This is a genomic window from Alteromonas sp. G4i13, assembly GCF_054960505.1.
Window position 1 is genome coordinate 60,689 of the sequence record NZ_JBHNYX010000018.1, and the last position, 26,501, is coordinate 87,189.

The 26,501-nt window shown below is 44.9% G+C and carries 24 protein-coding genes; 17 read left to right on the forward strand and 7 right to left on the reverse strand.

The window, feature by feature from the left end; translation table 11 throughout:
• Nucleotides 1–103 precede the first annotated feature (103 nt).
• The 4 genes from yghU to ACFI6J_RS10830 all read right to left on the reverse strand — a co-directional run bounded on the left by yghU (nt 104) and on the right by ACFI6J_RS10830 (nt 6,244).
• Nucleotides 104–961 (reverse strand): glutathione-dependent disulfide-bond oxidoreductase, encoded by an 858-nt coding sequence (gene yghU / locus ACFI6J_RS10815; protein ID WP_462586108.1) that lies wholly within the window; start codon nt 959–961, stop codon nt 104–106.
• A gap of 282 nt (nt 962–1,243) precedes the next feature.
• Nucleotides 1,244–1,501: a hypothetical protein gene (locus ACFI6J_RS10820; RefSeq protein WP_069943618.1), complete on the reverse strand. Its 258-nt coding sequence runs from the start codon at nt 1,499–1,501 to the stop codon at nt 1,244–1,246.
• Between the two features lie 310 nt (nt 1,502–1,811).
• On the reverse strand, nt 1,812–3,503 hold the full coding sequence (locus tag ACFI6J_RS10825) for an NAD-dependent malic enzyme (RefSeq protein WP_014978126.1): 1,692 nt from the start codon (nt 3,501–3,503) through the stop codon (nt 1,812–1,814).
• 77 nt (nt 3,504–3,580) lie between these two features.
• The gene (locus tag ACFI6J_RS10830) at nt 3,581–6,244 is read right to left on the reverse strand and encodes a penicillin-binding protein 1A (RefSeq protein WP_462586111.1); all 2,664 of its coding nucleotides are present in this window, start codon (nt 6,242–6,244) and stop codon (nt 3,581–3,583) included.
• Nucleotides 6,245–6,380: 136 nt separating this feature from the next.
• Here ACFI6J_RS10830 and pilM point away from each other — a divergent pair, with 136 nt between their 5' ends.
• From pilM to ACFI6J_RS10875, 9 genes are all read left to right on the forward strand, one after another.
• Nucleotides 6,381–7,448, forward strand: a complete 1,068-nt coding sequence (pilM, locus tag ACFI6J_RS10835) for a type IV pilus assembly protein PilM (RefSeq protein WP_462586113.1) — start codon at nt 6,381–6,383, stop codon at nt 7,446–7,448.
• Nucleotides 7,436–8,014, forward strand: coding sequence for a PilN domain-containing protein (locus ACFI6J_RS10840; RefSeq protein ID WP_014948036.1), 579 nt, complete (start codon nt 7,436–7,438; stop codon nt 8,012–8,014). Before pilM ends, ACFI6J_RS10840 begins: the two co-directional genes overlap by 13 nt.
• A 2-nt stretch (nt 8,015–8,016) precedes the next feature.
• Nucleotides 8,017–8,628 (forward strand): type IV pilus inner membrane component PilO, encoded by a 612-nt coding sequence (locus tag ACFI6J_RS10845; protein ID WP_014948035.1) that lies wholly within the window; start codon nt 8,017–8,019, stop codon nt 8,626–8,628.
• Nucleotides 8,625–9,152 (forward strand): pilus assembly protein PilP, encoded by a 528-nt coding sequence (locus tag ACFI6J_RS10850; RefSeq protein WP_014948034.1) that lies wholly within the window; start codon nt 8,625–8,627, stop codon nt 9,150–9,152. The genes ACFI6J_RS10845 and ACFI6J_RS10850 overlap by 4 nt, the downstream gene beginning before the upstream one ends.
• A 2-nt stretch (nt 9,153–9,154) precedes the next feature.
• On the forward strand, nt 9,155–10,927 hold the full coding sequence (locus tag ACFI6J_RS10855) for a type IV pilus secretin PilQ (RefSeq protein ID WP_014948033.1): 1,773 nt from the start codon (nt 9,155–9,157) through the stop codon (nt 10,925–10,927).
• Between the two features lie 269 nt (nt 10,928–11,196).
• Nucleotides 11,197–11,712 (forward strand): shikimate kinase AroK, encoded by a 516-nt coding sequence (aroK, locus tag ACFI6J_RS10860; protein ID WP_014948032.1) that lies wholly within the window; start codon nt 11,197–11,199, stop codon nt 11,710–11,712.
• 30 nt (nt 11,713–11,742) lie between these two features.
• Nucleotides 11,743–12,810 (forward strand): 3-dehydroquinate synthase, encoded by a 1,068-nt coding sequence (gene aroB, locus ACFI6J_RS10865; RefSeq protein ID WP_156077807.1) that lies wholly within the window; start codon nt 11,743–11,745, stop codon nt 12,808–12,810.
• Between the two features lie 121 nt (nt 12,811–12,931).
• Nucleotides 12,932–14,404: an SPOR domain-containing protein gene (locus tag ACFI6J_RS10870; protein WP_462586115.1), complete on the forward strand. Its 1,473-nt coding sequence runs from the start codon at nt 12,932–12,934 to the stop codon at nt 14,402–14,404.
• A 226-nt stretch (nt 14,405–14,630) separates the two neighbouring features.
• Nucleotides 14,631–15,512: a Dam family site-specific DNA-(adenine-N6)-methyltransferase gene (locus ACFI6J_RS10875; RefSeq protein ID WP_039231082.1), complete on the forward strand. Its 882-nt coding sequence runs from the start codon at nt 14,631–14,633 to the stop codon at nt 15,510–15,512.
• 83 nt (nt 15,513–15,595) lie between these two features.
• Here ACFI6J_RS10875 and ACFI6J_RS10880 read toward each other — a convergent pair whose 3' ends face one another.
• The 3 genes from ACFI6J_RS10880 to ACFI6J_RS10890 form a co-directional block, all read right to left on the reverse strand.
• Nucleotides 15,596–15,796 (reverse strand): DUF2970 domain-containing protein, encoded by a 201-nt coding sequence (locus ACFI6J_RS10880; RefSeq protein ID WP_014948028.1) that lies wholly within the window; start codon nt 15,794–15,796, stop codon nt 15,596–15,598.
• Nucleotides 15,797–15,805: 9 nt separating this feature from the next.
• Nucleotides 15,806–16,114 (reverse strand): hypothetical protein, encoded by a 309-nt coding sequence (locus ACFI6J_RS10885; protein WP_014948027.1) that lies wholly within the window; start codon nt 16,112–16,114, stop codon nt 15,806–15,808.
• Between the two features lie 176 nt (nt 16,115–16,290).
• A complete protein-coding gene (locus tag ACFI6J_RS10890; RefSeq protein WP_081099323.1) occupies nt 16,291–17,121 on the reverse strand; it encodes a TorF family putative porin in 831 nt (276 codons plus the stop codon).
• Between the two features lie 305 nt (nt 17,122–17,426).
• Between ACFI6J_RS10890 and rpe the strand changes: the two genes are divergently transcribed.
• From rpe to ACFI6J_RS10930, 8 genes are all read left to right on the forward strand, one after another.
• Nucleotides 17,427–18,104, forward strand: coding sequence for a ribulose-phosphate 3-epimerase (gene rpe, locus ACFI6J_RS10895; protein ID WP_462586118.1), 678 nt, complete (start codon nt 17,427–17,429; stop codon nt 18,102–18,104).
• A gap of 65 nt (nt 18,105–18,169) precedes the next feature.
• The gene (gene trpS / locus ACFI6J_RS10900; protein WP_039225099.1) at nt 18,170–19,177 is read left to right on the forward strand and encodes a tryptophan--tRNA ligase; all 1,008 of its coding nucleotides are present in this window, start codon (nt 18,170–18,172) and stop codon (nt 19,175–19,177) included.
• Between the two features lie 100 nt (nt 19,178–19,277).
• Nucleotides 19,278–19,862: an anthranilate synthase component II gene (locus ACFI6J_RS10905; protein ID WP_014975476.1), complete on the forward strand. Its 585-nt coding sequence runs from the start codon at nt 19,278–19,280 to the stop codon at nt 19,860–19,862.
• A gap of 297 nt (nt 19,863–20,159) precedes the next feature.
• Nucleotides 20,160–21,326 (forward strand): HDOD domain-containing protein, encoded by a 1,167-nt coding sequence (locus ACFI6J_RS10910; RefSeq protein ID WP_014975475.1) that lies wholly within the window; start codon nt 20,160–20,162, stop codon nt 21,324–21,326.
• A 462-nt stretch (nt 21,327–21,788) separates the two neighbouring features.
• Nucleotides 21,789–22,997: an aspartate aminotransferase family protein gene (locus tag ACFI6J_RS10915; RefSeq protein WP_014978113.1), complete on the forward strand. Its 1,209-nt coding sequence runs from the start codon at nt 21,789–21,791 to the stop codon at nt 22,995–22,997.
• Between the two features lie 20 nt (nt 22,998–23,017).
• The gene (gene astA, locus ACFI6J_RS10920) at nt 23,018–24,055 is read left to right on the forward strand and encodes an arginine N-succinyltransferase (protein WP_462586120.1); all 1,038 of its coding nucleotides are present in this window, start codon (nt 23,018–23,020) and stop codon (nt 24,053–24,055) included.
• A 13-nt stretch (nt 24,056–24,068) separates the two neighbouring features.
• Nucleotides 24,069–25,538 (forward strand): succinylglutamate-semialdehyde dehydrogenase, encoded by a 1,470-nt coding sequence (gene astD, locus ACFI6J_RS10925; RefSeq protein ID WP_462586122.1) that lies wholly within the window; start codon nt 24,069–24,071, stop codon nt 25,536–25,538.
• A gap of 117 nt (nt 25,539–25,655) precedes the next feature.
• Entirely contained in the window at nt 25,656–26,462 is an 807-nt protein-coding gene (locus ACFI6J_RS10930; protein ID WP_370244578.1) for a DUF1338 domain-containing protein, read from the forward strand.
• Nucleotides 26,463–26,501: the final 39 nt, after the last annotated feature.

The window sequence follows — 26,501 nt, forward strand, 5'->3', positions numbered from 1 at the left end:
CGTTTTATGTTGATGCCTTTCGTTAGCCATTCTGATGCTAAAAAGGCGATTAACCAAAGTAATGTACTCTGACCCCAAATTAAATGTACTCTGACCCCATTATTTAGGCTTTGGTGAGTGCGTCGTCGATATCTTTTGCGCTGTGGCGGTTTTCTAACTGACCATCGTCACCCCAGGTCTTATTGACAATACGGCCACGTTTAACGCCTTCTCGCTGCTCTAGTTGCTTAGCCCAGCGGACTAAATTGGTGTACTCGTGCACTTGAAGGAAAGTGGCTGCATCGTACAGATTTCCGAGCACTAAATTACCGTACCACGGCCATATAGTCATGTCAGCGATACTGTACTCGCTACCTGCCATGAACTCATTGTTTGCTAAGTGCTTGTCTAGCACATCTAACTGACGCTTAGTTTCCATGGTAAAGCGGTTGATAGGATATTCCATTGGATATGGCGCATAGCTGTAGAAGTGCCCGAAACCACCGCCTAAGTAAGGCGCTGACCCCACCTGCCAGAACAGCCAGTTGAAACATTCCGCCTTTGCATGGGCGTCTTGCGGAATGAACTTACCGAATTTTTCCGCCAAGTAAACTAAGATTGACCCAGACTCGAATAGCTTGGTTTCTGGTGACGTTGTCGTGTCGACCATAGCAGGAATTTTACTATTCGGATTAACGTCAACAAACCCAGAAGAAAACTGATCGCCCTCACCAATGTTAATCAGCCAAGCGTCGTATTCTGCTTCGCTCACGCCAGCTGCCAACAACTCTTCAAGCATGATGGTAACTTTCTGACCATTAGGCGTAGCTAACGAGTATAGCTGCAAACCATGTTCACCATTAGGACGAGCCTTCTCATGGGTAGCGCCTGACACAGGACGATTAATGCTGGCCCACTTGTTGCCATCATCCTCAGCCTGAGTCCAAACTTCTGGTGGTGTGTAGTTACTTTCTGTCGACATAGCAATTCCTTTAAATGACTTTATCGTTAAGGTTAGTGCAATACATAGCTACTAAGAACAGCTTTTAAAGACTTATAGCTCAACGGTGTCGACTAATAAACGGCGATATACGTTTATTGACATAAAAAAGCCGCGCTTTAGCTTTATCCAGAGCGCGGCTTTATGAATAAAAGGCGAGCAGTCCGTTGCCCGCAAACTGGAACTATCGATAGTTGCTATAAAGCTTTATGCCAGCGATAACCGAGGCAGAATCGATAGCGTGTAAAAAGGATTAGCCGCGAATTACTTAACCTCGTAGTAGGCATCAATTAAGTCGGACTCATCCAGATAAGCAAACATTTCACTTTGCTCATCTACTAGGCTTTCTGAAACTGTACTAGCAGCCGTTTTAGCAGCCTTTTCATCTTGTGCTGCAACATCAACATTAGGTGCGTCGCAAGCTGAGAGTGTTGCAAGAGCGGCCATAACTAATGACGTAGAGAATGAGCGCTTAATAATTCGCGCGTAGAAAGGACTTACCTTGTTTTTTAACGTGGTCATCAATAACACCCCTTGCTCCTTGTTGTAACTATAAAGAGGTATATCAATCATTGTGCCAACAAAAAATAAACCATTAATAACAGTAGGTTAGGAGCTTATTAACGAGAATGCATATGAGCAACACATAGGAAATGTTGCGCATAGGCAACACCATATTACATTTGGTTGGAGTTCGGCCGCGAAATGGATGAAGTTCCAGCAGTGAGACGGTGGCTTACTTCAGCTTTTGGGTTGTAAGTCATGGTGAAAGCGTTGCTCACAAGTACAAAAAAAGCAGGCTAAGCCTGCTTTTTTATAACGTTAACGGATACTAGATGCTTACCCGCTTGTAAGGGCGGTACTCTGCTTTCCAGAAGTTACGCTCAATGCTGGCGCGCAATGCGTCGTCAGACATTTCAAGAGCAAGTCCCTGTTCCATCGCTACTCTACCCACCTCAAAAGCAATCTCTCTGCTAATTTCCGCAATGGCAGCAAGGGGTGGCAATAGTGAACCCTGACCCGTGTTGACTAATGGCGACGCTGAAGCAAGTGCGTTACTTGCAGCCATCAGCATTTCGTCACTAATAAGCTTCGCTTTAGATGCAACAACACCAAGGCCAATGCCTGGGAAGATGTAAGAGTTGTTGCATTGAGCGATAGGGAATATTTTGCCATCGTACTCTACAGGCTTGAACGGACTACCTGTAGCAATAATCACTTCACCTTCTGTCCATTCAATCACTTGCTCAGGACGCGCTTCAACTTGTCGTGAGGGGTTACTTAACGGGAAGATGATTGGCAGCTCACAGCCTTGCTTCATGGCACGGATAACTTGTTCAGTGAACAAGCCTGGCTGACCTGAAACACCAATAAGTACGTCTGGCTGCGCGCAGTGCATAACATCAAGTAGTGACGCATAATCTCCACTGAACGTCCAATCAGCCAAGTCAGCGTTTTTCTGCTGAAGCTTTTGTTGGAAGTCGCGTAGACCTTCCATGCCTTCGGTTACCAAACCAAAACGGTCAATCATGAACACTTGCTTACGTGCTTGCTCGTCAGTCAGGCCTTCAAATACCATTTGTTGAATGAGCATTTCAGCAATACCACAGCCTGCCGAACCCGCACCCACGAACACCACCTTCATGTCGCGTAGCTTTTGCTGCTTGGTTTTACATGCCGCCAAAATAGTACCAAGGGTAACGGCAGCAGTGCCTTGTATATCGTCGTTAAAACAACACACGTCGTTGCGATAGCGGTTTAATAACGGCATAGCATTTGGCTGCGCAAAATCTTCAAACTGAATCATTACATCAGGCCAGCGTCGCTTCACAGCATTAATGAACATATCAACGAATTCGTCGTATTCTTCCTGTCCAATACGCGGATGGCGCGCCCCCATATACATTGGGTCGTTTAGCAGCTTTTCGTTGTTAGTACCTACATCTAACATTACGGGCAATGTGTATGCTGGGCTAATTCCACCACACGCTGTGTAAAGCGATAGTTTACCGATAGGAATGCCCATTCCGCCAATACCTTGGTCTCCCAAGCCTAAGATGCGTTCACCGTCAGTCACAACAATCACTTTCACTTTGCGCTTCGTAGCATTGCGAACAATGTCATCAAGCTGGTGACGTTCTTCATACGACACAAACAAGCCACGCGAACTGCGATAGATATCTGAAAACTGCTCACATGCATCACCTACAGTAGGGGTGTAGATGATGGGCATCATCTCATCGATGTGCTTTTGAATTAGGCGGTAAAACAAGGTTTCGTTATTGTCTTGAATTGCGCGCAGATAAATATGCTTGTTTAGTGCTTCGTCAAAACTGCTGTATTGCATGTAAGCACGTTCAACCTGCTCTTCGATGGTTTCATACCTTGGTGGCACTAGACCCGTCAGGTTAAACGCCGCACGTTCCCGTGCAGTGAAGGCACTACCTTTATTCAGTAGGGGGGTTTCCAGCAATGAAGGGCCGGCATGAGGAATATAAAGATATCGTTGTGAATCTTCTGACATTGGTTTTCCGATAATGTGTTCAGGCAAATACATCACCTAAGCCTGAAGCGACACGCGTGCAACGTGCCTCTTAGTAATTAGAATATTTCTTCTGGCTCAGGCGCAGTAGTCGTATCCTGCGTGGCCGGATCCAACACTTCGTCATCGCGAACATAAGTCGTTGGCTCGGTTCCCTGCAGGAAATATTCGAATAGTGTCGTATGGTCTGTTCGTCTGGTCAACTTTCCACTGGTACGATCAATGCGAACACGCACTATATTCTCTGGTACGGGCATAGGCGTATGTGGTTTATTTTCTAGAGCATGTTGCATAAATCTGATCCACGCTGGTTCAGCAGCTTTAGCTCCATCTTCAATGCCGATCATGGCGTTGCCTATCCAGTTGAATTTCTCAGCATTCTTGTTAATGAGGTTTTGGTTTCGCGTAGCTCGCCCTAACTGGCGCCCCATGTTGTCGAAGCCTACCCATGTGGTGGCCACCAAATCTTTGTGGAAACCACTGAACCACGTGTCTCGCGAGTCATTCGTGGTTCCCGTTTTCCCAGCTATGTCAGTACGCTGAAGAATATTACGAGCACGCCAGCCGGTGCCTAACCAATAGGTTTTCTTGCTCCAATTTCCGTTTGCTCTCACAGCCGTTCGCATCATTTCTGCCACTAAGAAAGCGTTTTGAGCAGTAATAACCTGAGGCGCAATCACTTTTTCTGCAGCTTCGTCATCATCGACGTCGCCAAGTAAAATATCTTGATTTAGTTCAGCGGCAAGTAAGGCTTCAATATCGGCTTCTTCGTCTTCAGGTAGTATTTCTGGATCGCTTTGATTTTCACAACGATTGCACGCCCAAACTGGGTTTGCTTTCCAAAGCTCATCGCCGTTTTCATCAAGCACTTTGCTGATAAAATGAGGGTTTACTAAGTAGCCACCGTTCGCAATGACCGACATACCTCTTACTACTTCAAGCGGCGTATGTGAACTCGACCCAAGGGATACGGTTTCATCAAGTGGGATATCGTCTTTATTAAAACCAAAGCGTGTTAAGTAATCGGCCGTTTCTCTAAGACCAACACCACGCAATAGTCGAACCGATACCACGTTTTTCGATTTACCAAGGGCTTTACGCATTCTAATTGGGCCGTCGTACTCAGCTGGCGAGTTTTGCGGTCGCCAAGCTACACCCGTCGCCGCATTCCATTGGTTAATGGGAGCGTCATTGATGATGGATGCAAGGGTATAGCCACTGTCTAATGCAGCAGAATAAACGAAAGGCTTGATGTTCGAGCCCACTTGGCGCTTGGCCTGTGTTGCTCGGTTAAACTGGCTTTGATAAAAGCTGTAGCCACCAACAACCGCTTCAACCGCACCGTTTTTCGGATTAAGTGCGATAAACGCTCCGCTCACCTCAGGGATTTGCGAAATGCGCCACTGCCCTTCTTGCTGTCTGATATAAATGACCGCCCCTTCTTGAGTCACATCTGAAGCGGTTTTGGGATCACTACCCTGCCTAAAGTCTGTAATGTAGCGTCGGGCCCAATCTAGTCCATCCCACTCTACTGTTATTGTTTTGCCATCTACAGACAACACTTCTATCGACTGCTCATTTACTTTCGTAACAACCGATGGCAAAAGAGGTTTAATGTGAGGAATCTCTTCAAGCACGCGCATGATTGATTCGTTATCCCACTCTTCTCGTGTTGTCTTATCACTTATGTCATAGCTCAATGAAAGTTGTGGAATCGCGTCATCCTTTCCTTCTGGCTTAGGAATATTCCATAAGTAGCCAAGGGCGCCTTTATAGCCATGACGCTCATCATAGTCATGAAGATTTCGAACCACCGCTCGCTGAGCAGCTAATTGAAGATCTGACGTTGCAGTCGCAAAAACTTGATATCCGCCGGTTTCTGCTTCTTCTTTTCCATAAATCTCTACCATTTCGTTATAAATGGTGTCGGCCAAATAAGGCGCATCCACTTCAATTTCAGCACCGTGCTTCTTCGCTGAAACTGGCGCATTGGCAGCTTCATCGAACTGCGCTTTAGTGATGTACTCTTCGTCAAGCATACGAAGTAAGACCACTCGTCTGCGTTCGATAGAACGTTGCGGCCCGCTGATAGGGTTAAGCACTGATGGCGCTTTTGGAAGACCTGCAATAGTAGCAATTTGAGCTAAAGAGAGTTCGTTAAGCGGTTTGCCATAGTACACTTGGGCGGCCGCCCCAAAACCAAACGCTCTATGGCCCAATTCGATTTTGTTGAGGTACAGCTCAAGAATTTCCTGCTTAGAAAGCTCTTGCTCCATGTGCAGTGCTATAAAGATCTCTTTGATCTTTCTGATATAGGTTTTCTCCCGACTAAGGAAAAACCCTCGTGCTAGCTGCATGGTTAACGTACTTGCTCCCTGACGCTTTTCGCCAGTAAGGACTAAACTTACTGCAGCACGCATTATACCAATGGGGTCAATACCGTGGTGTTCGTAGAAGCGACTGTCTTCGGTAGCGAGTATGGCGTTAATTAATTCTTGCGGGACTTCCTCAAGTTTTACGGGGATCCGCCGTTTAACTCCATACTGTGAAATAAGTTTTCCGTCTTTGGTGTATATCTGCATGGGTGTTTGCAGGCGTACATCCTTAAGTACAGTAACACTTGGTAGGTCAGGTTTGATATAAAAGTAAATACCTACCAGTGCTGCAAAACCAAGAAGGCCTGATAGAAAACTAAATAAAATAAGTGGTTTGATGTACTTCACTGTAACGGATACCAAGACATTTTGTTGAAATGACGTATATTTTATACGTATGTGTTATCTCTAGAACCATACGCATAAGACTATTAGAGTAACATTGTACTTTAGAGCAACTACCTTTGAAACTGGACACTTGCACATGAAATCGCTGTTTAAGAAAAAGCTGCCGCCCATTGTGGGCTTAGATATAGGCACGCGTCAAATAAAAGCGGTGTGGTTAGAGCAATCGAAAGACGGGTTCGTCCTTCAAGGGTATGCCTGTGAGCCAATTAACAAAATCGCTTTCTCTGAGCGTGATATTAAAGATTATGAGTCAGTAAGCATTGCTCTCAAGAAAATTCGAAAGTCGCTAAAAACAAAATTAAAGCTGGCAAATGTTGCTGTGGCTGGTACGTCAGTGATCAGTAAAATCGTCTATATGGACCCAGAGCAAAGCGATTACGATTTAGAAAATCAAATTGAGATCGAAGCCGACAGTCTCATTCCCTATCCGCTTGAAGAAGTATATTTGGATTTTGAAGAAATGGGGCCAAGCACAACGCACACTGGAAAAGTAAATGTATTACTTACCGCTGCGCATAAAGATTTGGTAGACAGTCGCTTGCTGCTTGCAAGAGAAGCTAACTTTGAACCCAAAATTGTTGATATGGAAAATTATGCCATCGGCAATGCCATGGACTTTTTCCATACGCCTCATACCGAAGACATGCCACTTTGCTGTATTAATGTGGGCGCCTCGCTACTTCAAATATGCGTAATAAAAAACGGCGACGTCATCTACACCAAAGAGCACGCCTTTGGCTTAAATCAGCTAATTAACGATATTAGCGCCATTCATATGGTTGAGCGTGAAACCGCAGAGCGTCAGCTACTTGATGGCACGCTGTCTGGAAATTGGGTGGAAGATACGCTTCCTATATTTGCCGCTAACCTACAGCAAAATATCAACCGTGCATTACAAATGTATATGAGCACGCTACATGCAGAGCGCCCCACCAAAATACTGTTTAGCGGCGGTGCCGCTACTATTGAACCGTTAGTCGACATTTTAAAACAAGACTTAGGCCTAGAGGTTGATTGCTTCAATCCGTTTAGCAGCATGTCGATAAACCCTAAACTTGATGCCACGAGACTTAGCAAAATTGCACCACAGCTTGCGATTGCAGCAGGTCTAGCGAGCCGGAGCTTTACGCCATGGCACATGTAAATTTACTACCTTGGCGAGAGAAGCAGCGCCAACATCAAAAACAACAATACTTGGCAGGGCTACTTGCCGTTGCCGCCATTGTAGGATTGATTTTTTGGTTCATTGGTCAAGCTATCGACCAGCAAATCAGTAATCAAAACTCGCGTAATCAATACCTTGAACGGGAAATCGCGGTTTTAGATGCGCAAATTGCAGAGATAAAAAAGGTTAAAGATAGTAAAAATGCCATTGAGCAGCGCATGGCATTAATTGAGCAACTGCAAGCAAGTCGCAATGTGGCTCCTATAGTATTTGATGAACTTGCTAAACTCGTTCCTCCCGGTGTGGCCTTTGAGTCTATGACCAGAAGCAATAACCGTATTGAGATTGAAGGGACTAGTGATTCGAACAATCGTCTTTCCGACTTTATGCGCGCGCTGGACAACTCGAAAGTGTTCGTTGCCGCAGAGCTTTCTACCATTAAATCTGACAGCAGTGCAGCGAGAGCGATTAGCAACTTTACGCTTACGTTTTCGATAAACCCCAATGTTGCTCCCCTAGAAATAGAAAGTAGTGAGGCGCAATAACCATGAAGTTTGATGTTTCAAAACTAAAAGAACTCAACGAACTCGACTTTGAACAAATCGCTATTTGGCCAAACGAAGTTCGCATTGTTGTGGCGGCGTTTGTCGCAATATTGGTAGGTGCGTTGAGCTACTACATGCTAATAAGCCCCAAATTACCGATTAAAGATGCGGCTGAATTAAAAGAACAAGAACTAAAGTTACAGTTCGAAGCAAAGTACCGCATTGCGGCTAATTTAGAAGCTTACCAAGCCCAACTCGCGCAAATTAAAGAAGACTTCTCGTCTATGCTGAAAAGTCTTCCAACCAGCAACGAAACACCGGGTTTGCTTGACGATATCACTTACGTTGGTACCGCATCGGGCCTCACGTTTGAGTTGCTTAACTGGCAACAAGAAGTACCAAAAGAGTTTTATACCGAACTACCTATCGAAATGGAAGTAAGCGGTGGCTATCACAACTTTGGCGAATTCGTTTCCAAAGTAGCGGATTTACCTCGTATCGTTACGCTTCACGATTTTGACATAAAGCGTGAAGCAAATGGTCTGTCGCTGAAGCTGCAGGCGAAAACTTATCGTTCGGAAAACTCGACAGACATTGAAGGAGATGAACAATGATTCGTTCGTTTTTATCTCTTTTAATCATATTGTTAGTAACAGGCTGTTCACCTAAACTCGACGATCTGCATGCCTATACACAGAGCGTTAAAGAGCGTGCTCAGCCACAAATTGAACCGTATCCAGAATTCAAGACTCACCCACCTTTTAGCTATTCGGCAAGCGCTTTAAGAAGCCCGTTCGATCGCCCTAAGAACAACGCAGCTCCAGTAGCAAAAGCGCGGGTAGAAAACTGTTTACAGCCAAACTTCCAGCGCCCTAAAGAAGCATTGGAAGCCTATGGCGTGGACGCCCTCGCACTGACTGGCAACTTTGCCGTTAAAGGAGTGCAGTGGGCATTATTGAAAAGTAACGATGGCGTATTACATAAAGCTAAAGTAGGGAGTCGTATCGGCTTGTTTTATGGCAAAATTACGCAAATTAGCACCGACTCAATTACTATTGAACAGTTATTACCTGATGGTGCGGGCTGCTGGCAAAGGAAAACAACAACAATGACTACAGCATCGAAGGCGGGAGAGTAAGCATGGCCGAACGATACATATTTAACAAATCTCTGAATCGTAGAGTGCCTAGATGGTATTGGCTGGCTTTCGCTGTGGCTGCAATATTTTCATTAACCGTATTTGTTTCGCCAGTAAAAGCCCAAGAGCCTTTGTTAGTCGACCCTGATACTAAACGAAATGCATCAACCGTTACCACCACGGTCACAAACATCGACTTTACTCAAGCAGCTAACAATACCGCTGTAACACTGGTGAGTTTTGAGGGCCAAGCGCCAAAACTTCAGCTTATTGAGTCACAAGGAAAGGTATCCCTTACATTACCAAACACCAAGTTAGGCGAAGACCAATTAGTAGAACTTAATGTGACTGATTTCGGTACCTTGGTTTCTACCATCGAGACATTCGAAGATAAAGATGGCGCGCGAATTGAAGTTAATTATTCGGGCCCAGTTACGGTTAAAAATACGGTAAAAGACGGCGTAATTCGTATGGCGATAACGCCAATGGACAGCGCGCAGCAAGACGCCTTGGAAGCGGAAAAGAAATACACAGGCGACCCCATTTCACTCGATTTTCAAGATGTTCCTGTGAGACAAGTTTTACAAATTATTGCGCAGGTTAATGGGTTTAACTTAGTGACCACCGACACCGTAACAGGAAACGTGACGATAAGTTTGTCGGGTGTTCCGTGGGATCAAGCACTCGACATGATTTTGCGCGTTAAAGGTCTGGATAAACGCTTAGAGGGCAACATTTTGTTAATTGCACCGGCTGAAGAACTATCGGCTCGTGAAACCCAAGCCCTTCAATCTAAAAAGCAAGTTTCAGACTTAGCGCCTCTTCATACGGTTAATATTCCTGTTAACTATGCAAAAGCTGCTGCCCTGGCCACGATCTTAAAGTCGACAGAGGGCGGGATCTTATCTGAGCGAGGGGGTGTTACAGTAGACGAACGAACCAACACTTTACTTATTCGCGACACGTTAGCCTCTATTGATGAAGCAAGAAAAACCATCAATGCGTTAGATATTCCAGTGAAGCAAGTGCTGATTGAAAGCCGTATGGTTACTGTGCTTGACGATGTAGACGAGCAGCTTGGTGTTCGTTGGGGTTTCAGCGACCGTCAAGACGATAATGGTGTGTCGGGAAGCCTTGAGGGCGCAGACACCATTGCCGGCGGCATAGTGCCTAGCATTGATAATCGCCTTAATGTGAACCTGCCTGTGACCAGCGCCGCGGGTAGCATTGGCTTTCAAATTGCGAGCTTGGTTGATGGCACCATATTAGACCTTGAGCTTTCCGCACTAGAATCTGAAAACAAAGGCGAAATTATTGCGAGTCCTCGTATTACGGTTGCTAACCAGCATGAAGCTTACATTGAACAAGGTACGGAAATACCTTACGTACAAGCAACGTCTAGCGGTGCGACTTCAGTAGAGTTCAAAAAAGCCGTTTTGTCACTGAAAGTTACGCCACATATTACGCCTGATAATCGCATTATTTTGGATTTAGTTGTTACGCAAGATACCCGTGGCGAAACCGTTTCTACGTCTACTGGTGAGGCCGTAGCCATCGATACCCAAGAAATTAAAACGCAGGTATTGGTAGAAAACGGCGAAACCATCGTATTAGGTGGCATATTCCAACAAACCAGTTCTGATGGCGTGTCGAAAGTGCCTTTGTTTGGTGATTTGCCTGTCGTTGGTGCCCTTTTCAGAAACTCGTCACAACTTCAGCAAAAACGAGAACTACTTATCTTTGTGACACCCAAGATAGTCACTGAAAGACCATAATCCTCATTTTTAGCCTTCAAAAAAGCGCATTTTTGTGCGCTTTTTTGGTTTTCATCCTTTTTTTGTAACTAAATTTACAGGTATACGCTATTTGTTAGTAACAAAACTTGCAACGCCTTGCATGAAACTGAGATAATCCCCGCCTCGAAATTTAAGCGAGGTTTAAGGAGTGGTGCTTATTGGACACTAAATAGGCACGAGTCAATGGGTAGGCTGGTAAGGCAACAGTGCACTGCCCCTAACATGATTAAGTTGTGATATAAGCAAATATGGCTGAAAAACGTAATATCTTTTTAGTTGGCCCAATGGGTGCTGGCAAAAGTACCATCGGTAGACATCTGGCAGACGAACTTCACCTAGACTTTTTTGATTCGGATCAGGAAATTGAGCGCCGCACGGGTGCAGACATTGCCTGGATCTTCGACCTTGAAGGCGAAGACGGTTTCCGTAAACGCGAAGAAAACGTCATTAACGATTTGACAGATAAGCAAGGTATTGTACTTGCTACTGGCGGCGGTTCTATTGTAACTAAAGCTGTGCGTAATCGTTTATCTGCCCGCGGCATCGTTGTTTACCTACAAACGACAATCGATAAGCAAGTTGCCCGTACACAACGTGACAAACGTCGTCCTTTGCTACAAAACGAAGATCCAGAACAAGTACTTCGCGATCTTGCAGAAATGCGCAACCCGCTTTACGAAGAAGTTGCTGATTACATTGTTGATACAGACGACCAAAGTGCGCGTGCTGTAGCGAATCAGATTATCAGTAAAATTGGTTTATAAATTAAATATGTAATAGGAGGTGCTACGCCAATGTCAACCTTAACTGTGGAACTTGGAGAACGTAGCTATCCTATACAGATAGAGGCTGGGCTGCTTTCGCAACCTGGCCTTTTTAGTGCCTATATAAAAGGCCCACTTGCCGTCATTGTTACCAACGAAACTGTTGCCCCACTGTATTTAGAAACCGCTAAAGCGGCGTGTGGTAATGTTCAGGTTGAAACCATTATTTTGCCGGACGGCGAGCAACACAAAAATCTTGCCCAATTCGAAGTGGTTATGACACGCCTTCTTGAGCTAAACGCTGCAAGAGATACGACACTTATCGCACTTGGCGGTGGTGTAATTGGTGATCTTACTGGCTTTGTTGCGGCAACTTACCAACGCGGTGTGCCCTTCATTCAAGTTCCTACAACTTTGCTTTCTCAAGTCGACTCATCAGTAGGTGGAAAAACCGCGGTAAATCATCCTCTCGGCAAAAACATGATTGGCGCTTTTTACCAACCGGTTTATGTGGCCATTGATACTGATACCCTCGCTACATTACCCGCGAGAGAGTTTGCTGCTGGCATGGCAGAGGTCATCAAATACGGTATCATTTACGACGCTCCGTTTTTTGAATGGCTTGAAAGTAATGTAGATGCGCTTACGTCGCTTGATACTGAAATTCTTACCCAAGCTATTTCTCGCTGCTGCGAAATCAAAGCAGACGTGGTAGCAAAAGATGAACGTGAAGGTGGTTTACGCGCCATTCTTAACTTAGGCCACACGTTCGGTCACGCTATTGAAGCCGAGCAAGGCTACGGTAACTGGCTGCATGGCGAAGCGGTAGCCGCTGGTACTATAATTGCTTGTAAAGCTGCTGAAGCATTAACGTGGTTTGAAGCGTCAGAAACACGACGCGTATCGTCGCTATTTGAAGCATTTGCTTTACCGGTTGCAGGCCCAAATAGTATGACAAAGGATGACTACGTTAAGCATATGAAACGCGATAAAAAAGTGGAAGCTGGCAGTATTCGATTTGTACTTCCTCAAGGCATAGGCAAAGCGGTTGTTACCAAGGACGTCACGGACGCCATTCTTACTGACATCCTTTCTTAGTCATTAGCCCTCGCGACAACCAGGCAACGCGTCTATCTTGACTTCCCTACGTTAGTTGGAATCATAAAGAAATGCGTTGCAGGACAGTTTTTAAAGCAACGGTGAATAAGGGCAAACTCCCATGCAAAGTGAACTGCATGAACGTTTGGAATATTTGGTCAATTACTCTTCTCAGCTGATTTTTGTCAGTGGTGAGTCTATTGCTCAACAACAAAAGACCCTTGAAGCCTTTGTCTTCCAGCAACACGATGATACCGAGATTGCGTATTTAACTGCACAAGAAAATATGGAGCCCTCTGACTACCGTCGACAACTTTGTCGGCAGCTTCTTGGTCAAGTGGTGGGTAGCTTCGTTAGGCCTCTAAACGAACTACTTTCCGACCTAAATAGTCACGAAGGTCCAATTCTTATAGCCATCACCCAAGCCCACAATCTTCCTGATGCACTATTGCAAGAACTATGGGACTTGGTGTTGCAAAGTCGGTTCGCTGGTAACAAACAGCATTTAAATGTGCTTTTGTTCGCGAATAACGAATGGGCTGAGCGCGCCAAGCAGTGGCTTCCTGCAAAAAATACAGAAACCCCACTAATAATTAGCAGCCAGTCAGTCATTAGCGAACAGCCTAGCTTCGAGTCAGAGCTCGACAAAATGATTGCTTCACGTCGCGAGGCTTTTCAGGCTCATTTAGAAAATAGACAGCGTGAAAATACGCAAACTTTTATCAACCCGTTAAAGTCTAAGTGGTTTTATATCGCTGTTATATGCGTGTTCCTTGCTACGTTTTCTGGCCTTATTTACTGGCAATACGGTGATAAATTAGCATCGATTTTTGCGCCTATTAGTCAACCTTCGCCAGAACCTGAAAGAACGCAGGTTGAGCCCGGATCTGCTTATAACAAGCTTATAGGCAATGGTGAAACCGATGAAAGCGAAACAACAGCATCAAACTCAGCAACTCAAGCAACCAACCAAATAGGCAACGTAGAGCTTGTTTCCGCGCCCAATGATGATAGTGTAGACGTTGGTGGCTCGTTAATTGATGAATCGTCAGATAACGGTCCGTTGATTACCAATTGGGAAAATGCGGTTTCATCCTTACCTGAAGTTGCGCCATCTTCAGAACAGGCAGACAGTAACCAGTTTGAGAATGCCCCGATTGGAGATAATACCACTGATTCCAATGGTTCAGAGGTGGTTAGCAACGGTGCGCTACGTGATCAACAACCTGCTCAAGGTGCCAAATCAAACTCGGACGGCGTCAACGATAATGTAGCGCCAACCACAGTGGCCAGTGAATCGAGTCAAGAAGGCTGGATTGGGGAAAATGACTACGCTATACAGTTGTTAGCGATGAAAAGTGAGTCTGTTCTCAGTGAGTTCCTACGAGAAAACAATCTAACTGAGCAAACGCGAATTTATAAAACGACGCGCTATGGTGGCGACTGGTTTGTAGTAGTTAACAAGCAAATCTACACGTCGTTATCTCAAGCGCAACAAGCACGAACAAATTTACCCGAATATCCAGGTAAACAAAATGCTTTTATAAAGCGAGGAAACCAAATCCTCTCAGAGATGAGCAAAGCGCAAAATTAAGTCATTTCACAACCGTGTGGCTATAATATTTCCAGTAAATGAGCAAAATTCCGTTCTTGCGACACTTGTTGGTTGTCCGTTTTACTGATGAAAGTTACAATCTACCTTTAGTGTGGTGATATCTGATACTGATCAGCATAAAAGTATAAAGACGACCCTTTCCCTTGGAACGGCGGCGCACGGAAAAACCACCGTCTTCATTCCGTCTAGGTAGTAACGTTTAAGCATGATGCAGAAAAAAAACCGGGCTTTTTTAAAATGGGCCGGTGGCAAATACAGCTTGGTTGAGCATATTCAGGCCAGATTACCGCAAGCCAATAAACTCATTGAACCGTTTGTTGGTGCCGGATCTGTATTTCTGAATACGCAATACAAACGCTACCTGCTTAATGACATCAATCCTGATCTCATCAACTTATACAATTTCCTTAAAGCGCAGCCCGATGCACTGATTAACGATGCACGCGCGTTTTTTGATGGAAGTCGCAATGAAGAAAAGATGTACTATGACTTGCGCGAAGAGTTCAACGCAACGCAAGATGAATACTACCGAGCGATTCTTTTTCTTTATTTAAACCGACATGGGTACAACGGTTTATGCCGCTACAGCCTTCAAGGGCGTTTTAACGTACCTTTTGGCCGCTATAAAAAGCCGTACTTTCCAGAAGACGAGATGTTTGTGTTTTCGGAAAAATCGCAAAAAGCGACGTTTACTTGTCTTCCTTTTGAAAAGGTTTTTTCTAGAGCTAGGCGTGGCAATGTTATTTATTGTGACCCACCGTATGCTCCTATCAGCAAGACTGCAGCGTTTACCAGCTATGCGGCGCGAAGCTTCGGACAAGAATCTCAAGAGAAGCTGGCTGAGCTCGCCACCCGCGCGTCAAAAAAGCGAGGCATACCCGTCCTCATCTCAAATCACGATTTACCGCTAACTCGGTCGCTTTATCACGGGGCAGATTTCAGTATGCTGTCAGTTAAGCGTTCGATAAGTCAAAACGGTGCAAAGCGACAGCCTGTGGATGAAATTTTGGCTTATTTCCCTCCAGCTAACGTCGCACCAAAGCGAAACACTCGAAAAAAGAAGACGTTTCACCGCCCTTCAGTTTAGTGTGTGGTGCCTAAAAAACGTCTTATAGGTAGCGCATCGACCGCCTTACCCGCATACGATTTTAATGTGTATTCACGCAATTGCTATGCGCTATAGCCCGTATACCATTTAACGAACATAAAAAGCGTAACAACAAACAGCACGACCAAGATTACGCCAATGACGGCGAAACTGATAAAAGTGCCTTTAGTAAAGTCACGTTCGTAGTTTTTATGGCTCTGAACACCAAATAGACTAGCAACTACACTACCTAGAACTGACCAAAAACCAGTACCAGACTGCATAATTTTCCCCTAAGTGTCGTTAGCAGGTGAGGTGAAATCTCGATTACCTTCGTCGCTGTGCATCAACTCAAGTAGGTCTAAAAAGTGGAATTGGAAAGATGATGATTTCCCCGCTATCCATGACAGCCAACTGACTTCCTCAACACCCTCTTGATGACGGGCACATTGGTTTTGAATATGGCTTGCGGGCAACTTGGGGTTGAACTCCGTAACGGGTTGGAATTCGCATACTGACGAGTGTGAATTTGGCGTACTTGTGACCGCAACGCTAACAAGCGCTACCGCTCCACAAATCGCAAAAAATGGAAGAACCTTCATCCTGAATACTCCTTACACTCGTTTAAAAATTAATCTCATTATAATCAAAAGCAGGTTACGAACAAGTTAAAAATGCGTTGCTTGTAAGAAATGAAAAGCCTAACGAAAACACATTAGGCTTTTAGTACTCAACGTTTAATTTAAGAGGCCTATCCTTAGGCCTCTTAACTTAACTTTTAAAGTTCGAAATCTACTGAGTAAGCTACAGTGAATTTCAACTCGTCGTTATCTAGTGCGTCAGCACCAACATCATCTAAGTTCGTTCCAGTTACAGCAAAGCTGAAACCATCTTTCGCAATGCTTACGCCGTAGTCTGCATAGCTGTCAGTCTCACCGTCGCCAAAGTTGAAAGCTTCAACAAAGTCACCGCTGTGATAACCAGCATGTAGAGTCAACTCAGTGCCATTCAAAATTTCTGTGGTGTAATCAAAAGATGCGTAGTAAGCCTGGCCAAAGCCGAAATCTTGGCCTTCTGCTTCGTCAGCTTCGGTGTGCGCAAGTAGATAAACTGTTACGCTTACTCCACCCATGCCTACTGAACCGTAGATCTCTGCGAAATCGAATTCAGCTTCTGCGTCATAGTTGTAGTATAGGTAGCCGAAGTCATATGCAATGCCGTCAGACTCGCCTGAGTATCCGAAATATACGTCATGCTCGTAAGAATAAATATCATCTGATGCATAGCTTACGTTCGACGCCCATGTACCCGCATAAAAACCACTTTCATGCGCGTAATCGATACCACCCTGTACTGCGGCTTCGTTAACGGTTTGTGTTAAACCACGCCAAATATAGTTACTGGTTGCACTAGCGTTAGCAGTGAATGAACCTTCTGCATAGCTAGGCATGGCTGTTAACAGACACGCTGAAGAAATAGCAGCGGCAAGTATTGTTCTTTTTGTAGATGTTTTCATGTGTGTTCTCCAGTCAAATTCAAACTTGTTGTAATTCGTTTTTTCTGTCTGTGTTTTCTTTTTTGGACTGGATAACGCAAAGTTGATGCCCATTTATGGTTCACCAAAAAAACTCGCAAAAAATAAATTAACCAATTGAAATTTAAAATATAATTTCAATTAAAAAAATCACCCGCTGTCACCGAAACAAAAAAACGCTGCATAAAAATGCACCAACATAACGCGCGCTCACCAAAATTGGGCAACGCTCTGACAAAGTCCGTTTATCTTAAATTTCCGTGAAATTAACGCTGATTAACCCTTTGCATAGTAAAGAAGCACGGATTTGGGTAAACTTTCGCAAAGGTGAAACGTAAGTGGCAACGCACCTTGTTGTTTTTAGAATGAAAGGACATGCAATGAAACCATTCCTAATTGCTCCATCAATACTATCGGCCGATTTCGCTCGACTTGGCGAAGACGTAGAAAAGGTATTAGAGGCTGGCGCTGATGTGGTGCATTTCGATGTAATGGATAACCACTATGTACCCAATCTTACGTTTGGGCCAATGATTTGCGAGGCGTTAAGAAACTACGGCATTACAGCTCCCATTGATGTGCACCTAATGGTGAAGCCCGTCGATGACTTAATTGGAAAATTCGCGAATGCAGGGGCCAGCTATATTAGTTTTCACCCAGAAGCGTCTGAGCACATAGACCGCTCTCTACAGCTTATTATCGATGCAGGTTGCAAGCCGGGGCTCGTATTTAACCCAGCAACGCCACTACATTACCTTGACCACGTCATGGACAAACTGCACCACATTCTTATTATGTCGGTTAACCCAGGGTTTGGTGGTCAAAAGTTTATTCCTAGCACCTTAGATAAAGTGCGCGCGGTGAAACAGCGTGTATTAGAAAGCGGCTACGATATTCGAATTGAAATTGACGGTGGCGTAAAAGTCGATAACATTCGCGAAATAGCGGAAGCGGGCGCGGATATGTTTGTGGCTGGTTCGGCTATTTTTTCTCAACCCAACTACAGCGATGTCATTGAGCAAATGCGCAATGAACTAGCGTCACTGTCTAAAGCATAATTTTTGAAGCTTTATTTTCTCAAGCTTTATTTTCACAGTATTTAACGTATTACAGGTAAAAAGAAATGAGTAATAAACCCGTTGTATTAAGTGGCTGTCAGCCTTCAGGACAACTTACCCTTGGCAATTACATGGGTGCACTTAAACAGTGGGTTTCCATGCAAGACGACCACGACTGCTTATATATGATAGTGGATTTGCATGCTATTACTGTACGACAAGACCCTAAGCAGCTTGCTGAAGCTTGTCTAGACGGCCTTTCTCTTTACCTTGCTTGCGGTATTGATCCACAAAAAAGTACTCTGTTTTTGCAATCCCATGTGCCTGAACATGCACAGCTATCTTGGGTATTGAATTGTTACGCCCAAATGGGTGAGCTTAATCGCATGACTCAATTCAAAGATAAGTCTGCGAAGAACGAAAATAACATTAATGTAGGCTTATACAGCTACCCTGTACTCCAAGCAGCAGATATTTTGCTATACCAAGCAGATAAAGTACCGGTAGGTGAAGATCAGAAGCAGCACCTTGAATTGACTCGTGACATTGCTACACGTGTTAACAATCTATACGGCGATGTATTTCGTCTACCTGACCCGTATATCCCAGACTTTGGCGCTCGCATCATGAGCCTTCAAGAGCCTGAAAAGAAGATGTCTAAGTCTGACAACAACCCGAATAACTTCATCGGCTTATTAGAAGATCCTAAGAAGTTGGCCAAGAAAATCAAACGTGCCGTGACCGACTCTGACGAGCAAGCTAATATCTACTTTAACCCAACTGAAAAACCAGGCGTGTCTAACTTACTGACCCTACTTTCACTTGCGACGGGTAAATCAATTAAAGAGCTTGAGCCTGAATATACTGACAAAATGTATGGCCACCTTAAAGGTGATGTTGCAGACGCTGTGGTTGCTCTACTTGAACCCATTCAGGCCCGCTATGCTGAAATTCGCGCAGACAGAGCATATCTTGACGACGTAATGCGTCAGGGTGCTGAGAAAGCGTCAGCGCGAGCGGCTGAAACTTTGGCTAAGGTATACAAAGCAGTCGGCTTTATTCCAAAGCCATAACAGCCGAATTCCAACATCTTGCTACACGCCATGAAGGGTTCATTTAATCCTTCATGGCTAAAACCTTCGCAACTTAGAAATACCAAGGACTAGCACTGCTGTGTTGCTGTTAATTGATAACTTCGATTCGTTCACTCATAACCTCGCTCGGTATTTCACTGAGCTCAGCGTCGACGTTGAAGTGGTGCGAAATAACGCACTGACCTTAGACGACATATCTCGCTTAGCGCCTTCACAGTTAGTTATTTCACCGGGACCATGCACGCCTAACGAAGCGGGCATCAGCTTATCTGCGATTGAACATTTTGCAGGCAAGATTCCTATTTTAGGTGTATGCCTGGGTCATCAAGCTATAGGTCAAGTGTTTGGTGCCAAGGTAGTAGGTGCACAAGAGATTAAGCATGGAAAAATTTCACCCCTAACACACCGCAACAGTGGCCTGTTCAAAGGCTTACCTAACCCGTTTAACGTGACGCGCTACCACTCATTGGTTTTAGATCCCGCATCGCTACCTGCCTCACTGAGTGTTGATGCATGGTGTGAAACCGCAAAGGGCACAAAGGAAATCATGGCAATTTCCCATAACCATCATCCTATTTGGGGCGTGCAGTACCACCCCGAGTCACTGCTTACCGAACACGGTCATAGCGTACTGGATGCATTTCTTCAGTTTAAATCAATTTAAGTATACGAGTTTGATGCCGATACGCTTTTATAGCGTAAAAGGTTACGCTTGAAGGCCAGAATTACTCGCAATTCACTGATTTTTCGTTTAACTTTTCATAATTCGTTTTAGCCAATGCGCTGAATAAAGATTATACGAAGCATCGCACACGCAATATCAACAGTTGCAGGGTAAATAAGGCTTGCTTTCAAGCAGTAGCTACCATTTTTATCATTACCGTAGCGAAAGTAATAAAGGCCCCTGATGTACGATAATATTGCCGTTCACCAAAAAGTTATGAGCAGGAGTGCTTTTAATATGACAATGGGGGCAACCACACCGCCCACGATAGATGATCGTTTTGAAAATATGATCATATCGCCAGAGCGAGTGCTGGAAATGCTAGGAAGGCGCAAGGTGGGAGAAGTAAGCTTCGAGCAATCGGAGCAAGGTGATGCGCGCAGGCTGCTACTGCACGTTGAAAAAGTGGCGATTGAAAACAAGCGCCTTCAAGAGAAAACCGAAGCGTCATACCTTGAATCAGTGAGTCACCATCTTCACGAGATCCTTCTAGGTGAATTAACAGAGCAGCTAAGCTATACCGACGAGCTCGTTCAAAACGTACTTAACTTGCCCGAAAATATCGGCGAGCTTCTTGATGCACTTTCCGTGAAAGCATGCTCGGTTTCGAAACTAGAGCCAATTGCCGCAACCATGCCATGGCTTTATGATGAACTGATCGTTGTGGTGAATACTCCACAATTTAGACGCAAAGACTCCCGTGGGCGTATCATTGTTGTAGAGACACTGCGCACAGCATTGAGCTTTTTGGGTATTGAAAACCTACGCACATTGATACCGTCGCTCATCTTAAAGCGTGCTATGCCTCAGATTACCGACCCTTACCCGCTAATTAAACAAAAGCTTACGCCTTATACGACTGGCGTTGCCATAACGGCGAAACGCCTTGCAGCGCTTACGGATCTAAACAAAAACCAGGCTTATACCCTTGCGATGCTTAGTAATTTGGGGCGTTGTGTCGTAACAAGACTTTACTTCAAACTGTTCGATAAAATTCAGCTACATCTGTTGCAAGAATGCCAGAAAGACAAAGAGCAAAAGCGACATGAAGCGCTACTCAAAGTGGCTCCTTCAGCCAACCACCTTATTGCACTACAGCAAGAATTCGCAGATGCAATCAGCGCGGATATTCTGGAGTGGATGCATTTAATGCGCTTGCCTATTGCAGAACCTATGCGAGCGTGTGCCGATAAAGTACCCGCACAGCCTAAAACACTCAGTAAGGTACTTCATCAAGCCCGAACCTACACACAAATTCGGATGTTACATCAGTTAAAGCTTGTTGAAATGAAAGAAGTAAAGCCGCTTTTCATGGAGCAACGCTACCCTGCAGGTGCACTCGAAAAACTCAAAACCATTGATATTTTCACCCTTCCTTTGGTGAAAAACGAAGAGAATCATTAATTTTTTAGTGGATATTCATGCACTCGTTATGCACCTTTTTCATTTCATGTGCATGATGCCCCAAATTATTGACGGTTGCTCAATGCCTTGCCCGTTTTTAGCGACATTAAACAGGTAAGGCTTCCAGTCCTATCCCCCCTTTTTTATTGCCTCACAGTGCATTAAAACCCGTATGCAGCCCTTTTCTCAGCGCAAAAATTGATTATTACTAATTGATATAGCCCAGTAGTTAATAGTTATTCACTTTTCCTGCAAATTAAGCCACAGTCCTTATAAATAAAGGGCTGCAGCCCTTTGCATAGAAGACAAATGTTAAAAAAAATGGCATACTGTTGAACAAATCCGATTAGTTTTTACGCGCCCAATTAACGCTTATCGACCAAAGTAGTACTAAAATGTGCTCATAGATTCGATAAGCCAAATCACACAGTGTGATTGGCGCCCAACGCAGAGGTAACAAAGATGAACGTAACTCGCGCTACATTTGATGATGTAATGGTTCCTAACTATAACCCAGCAGGTATGGTACCTGTTCGAGGTGAAGGTTCACGCGTATGGGATCAAGATGGAGCTGAGTACATCGACTTTGCAGGCGGTATTGCAGTTAACGTTTTAGGTCACTGTCACCCAGAGCTTGTGAAAGCTCTTAATGAACAAGGCAGCAAGCTTTGGCACTTAAGCAACGTTTTCACTAACGAGCCAGCCCTTCGTTTAGCTAAAAAGCTAAATGACGCAACGTTTTCAGATAGAGTTTACTTCGCAAACTCAGGCGCAGAAGCGAACGAAGCAGCATTGAAGCTAGCTCGTCGCTGGGCGCTGGACAAGCACGGTGAAGACAAAAACCAAATCATCGCTTTCAACAAAGGTTTCCACGGCCGTACCTTCTTTACCGTAACAGTAGGTGGTCAAGCTGCTTACTCTGACGGTTTTGGTCCTAAGCCAGGCGCTGTTGACCACTGTGACTACAACGATTTAGCTGCCTTTGAAGCGCTAATTTCTGACAAAACCTGCGCGGTAATGATGGAACCGCTTCAGGGTGAAGGCGGTATTATTCCACCTGATGTAGATTTCGTAAAAGGCGTTCGCGAGCTTTGTGACAAGCACAACGCATTACTTATTTTTGACGAAGTTCAGTCGGGTGTTGGTCGTACTGGTCACCTTTATGCCTACATGGGTCTTGGCGTAACACCTGATATCCTAACTACCGCAAAATCTCTTGGTGGCGGCTTTCCAATTGGTGCCATGCTTACCACAGCAGACATCGCTGCACACCTTAAGCCAGGTACCCACGGTAGTACTTACGGTGGTAACCCACTAGCCTGTGCTGTTGCGGAAAAAGCGTTAGATATCGTGAACCAGCCAGAAGTGCTTGAAGGTGTACTTAAGAAAGAAGCCCTATTCCGTGAACTACTAGGTGCTATCAATGAAAAGTACAACGTATTTGAAGAAGTACGTGGTCAAGGCATGCTGTTAGGTTGTGCGTTAAATGAGAAATATCAGGGCCGTGCACGTGACTTCATGATGGCTGCAACGAAAGAGAACCTTATGTGTCTTGTTGCTGGCATGAACGTTATTCGTTTTGCACCTTCACTGGTTATTCCTGATGAAGACATCAAAGAAGGTCTTGCACGTTTTGAACGCGCCGTTGCTGCCGTTGTAAACGCCGAATAATTACAACACGAGTAGCGAACATGAATATCATTCGCCCTATCACGAAGGCCGACTATAACGCGCTTAAAGAAATCGCCGTTGAATCAGGTATTGGCTTTACGTCTTTACCTGTCAACGACGAGTTGCTGCAGCGTAAAATTGATCGTGCAGAAACTGCGTTTAACAAACTAAACGTAACCGAACCTGGCGATGAGTCATACTTGTTTGTAATGGAAGATACCACTACCGGACAGGTAGTGGGAACAACAGGTATTGAAGCGGCTGTTGGTATAGACGATGCGTTCTATCATTACCACCTAAGCAAAGTAGTGCACGCCTCGCGCGAGCTTAACATTCACAACACGGTAGACATTCTAACGTTTTGTAATGACTACACCGGTGTTACTGAAATATGTACGCTGTTTCTTCGCGAACAAGCCCGCGGCGGCATAAACGGCCGCTTCCTTTCAAAGGTTCGATTCTTGTTCATGATGGAGCACCGTGAACGCTTCTCAGAGACAGTTATTGCTGAAATGCGCGGTGTGAGTGACGAAGAAGGACGCTCACCGTTTTGGGAGTGGTTGGAAACCCATTTCTTCTCTATGGATTTTCCTACTGCCGACTACTTAACTGGCATTGGTAATAAAGTGTTTATTGCTGAACTTATGCCGAAGTACCCGATATACGTAAATCTGCTTAGCAAAGAAGCGCAGGAAGTCATTGGCGAAGTCCATGACAAAACACGCCCTGCTCTTCAGCTTCTTGAAGAAGAAGGCTTTTCTTGCCGCGGCTACGTAGACATTTTCGACGCAGGCCCGACGGTAGAAGCAAACTTAAGCCACATCCGCACGGCTCAGTCGAGTTTAAAACTGCCTGTAGTAATTGACGATAGCGCTGCTGCCCAAGGGCAAACGCACTACATCATTAATACATCAGTATCTGATTTTCGTGCAGTTGCCACCGAGATGACGGTAAGCGAAGAAAAGCAAGTTGCCGTGCTATCTCGCCAAGCCGCTGCTGCATTGAATGTCAAAGAGGGAGAGCACGTACGCTTCGCCCCCGTTACATTCAGAGATTAAAAGGACACCCACTATGCTACATACACATTTTATCAACGGTGAATGGGTTGCCGGACAAGGTCATGACTTAGCGTCAATTGACCCTGCAAAAAACGAAGTGATTTGGGAAGGTAAGTCTGCGACAGCCTCTCAAATTGATGACGCAATTAACGCTGCTCGTGCTGCACTTCCAGCATGGAGCATGAAAACCGTTGAAGAGCGTCTTGAAATTATTAAGGTTTATGGCACTAAGCTAGAAGAAGCTAAAGCGCACCTTGCCAAAGTTATGGCTAAAGAAACGGGCAAGCCAGAGTGGGAAACTGCCACTGAAGTTGGTGCCATGATGGGCAAAATTGGTATTTCTGAAAAAGCCTATTTCGAACGCACGGGTAACGTTGAAAACCCAATGCCTGTAGGTAAAGCCTTCATTCGACACAAGCCTCACGGCGTTGTTGCTGTATTTGGCCCATACAACTTCCCTGGCCACCTGCCAAACGGACACATTGTTCCAGCCCTTATTGCAGGTAACACAATTGTGTTTAAACCAAGCGATTTGACGCCTATGGTTGCACAAGAAATGGTGAAGTTATGGGATGCTGCTGGCCTCCCAGCGGGTGTACTCAACTTAGTACAGGGTGAAGTTGAAACAGGTAAGGCTTTGGCGTCGCATAACGATATCGATGGTCTTTTCTTTACGGGTAGCTCACGCACAGGAAAAATCTTGCACGAGCAGTTCGCAGGTCACCCAGGTAAAATTTTGGCTCTTGAAATGGGTGGTAACAACCCTCTCATCGTTAAGGATGTGGCTGATGTTGATGCTGCCGTACATGACATCGTTCAATCTGCTTTCATTACGTCCGGTCAGCGCTGTACGTGTGCACGTCGCCTATTTTTACCAGCCGATGCACAAGGTGATGCAATTCTTGCTCGCTTAATCGAAGTGACCAAAAATATTAAAGTGGGTGATTATGACGCTGAAGATCAGCCATTTATGGGCGCAATGATCTCAAGCAATGCCGCTGCTCTTATGGTGAAAGCACAGCGAGAACTTGAAAACCTTGGCGGTAAAGTATTAGTTCGCCTTGAACAAAAAGACGAAAACAAAGGTTTTGCTACTCCTGGCATTATTGATGTTACTGACATGCTTGCCTCACTGCCGGACGAAGAACACTTCGGTCCACTGCTTAAAGTGATCCGTTACAGCGATTTCGACGCTGCGATTGAAGAAGCTAATAACACTAGCTTTGGCTTGTCAGCAGGTCTTCTTGGCGACAACGAAGAAGATTATCGCTATTTCTTCGCACGCATTCGCGCGGGCATCGTAAACTGGAATAGACCTATCACGGGTGCTAGTAGTGCTGCGCCGTTTGGTGGTGTGGGCGACAGTGGTAACCACAGAGCAAGCGCGTTTTACGCAGCCGACTACTGTGCATACCCAGTTGCATCAGTTGAACTTGATAAAGTCACTATGCCAGGCAAATTAAGCCCTGGTTTGTCGATGTAACTTAAGTTTTTCACGTTATAAAAAGGCCGATGCAACTTTTGTGTCGGCCAGTTTAGTACCAACCCTATACGAACTATTCGTTTTAAAATAGTCAACGACAGAAAGGACCCTACTACCATGCATAGCAACATTGATACGTTGTTTAGCAACATGTGGGACGATTACGTGACCATCACCCCCTCTGCGCATAAAATTCATGCTCTGTTAGCGGGTGAAGAAAACACGAACGACATCGTTAACGATCATGTAGCTTTTCGAACTTTTGCTCTAGACAAAACTCGCTTAGATAAGCTTGCAGCACACTTCCTAGCATTGGGTTATGAAGCTAAGGGCGACTATGACTTCGAAGCGAAAAAGCTTACTGCGAAGCACTTTGAGCACCCTGACGATACTAAACCAAAAGTATTCATTAGTGAGCTTCGTGTAAACGAGCTTTCTGAGACAGCTCAAACAATTATTAAAAAGCTTGTAGATCAAATGCCTGAATCTGTTGTGGATGCAGACAACTTTTTGTATTCGGGTAAACACTGGGACGTGTCGAAAGCAGAGTACGACACACTGCTTAACGAATCAGAATACGCTGCGTGGATGGCCGCGTGGGGATTCCGCGCAAATCACTTTACTGTAAGTGTGAACCACTTAACTCGTACTAACGAACTTACTGACGTAAATACGCTGCTTAAAGAAGCAGGTTTCGTGCTTAATACTTCTGGCGGCGAAATTAAAGGCGGCCCAGACGTATTTTTAGCGCAATCGTCAACCATGGCTGACCGTGCTGACGTGGCGTTCAGCGACGAAACTGTGGCCATTCCAAGCTGCTTCTATGAGTTCGCACAACGCTATGAGATGCCTGATGGCAAGCTTTACAAAGGCTTTGTTGCCGCATCGGCAGATAAAATCTTTGAAAGCACCAATGCTAAATAGTTCTGGCGTTTAGTTTTAAAAAAAGCCCGTAAGGGCTTT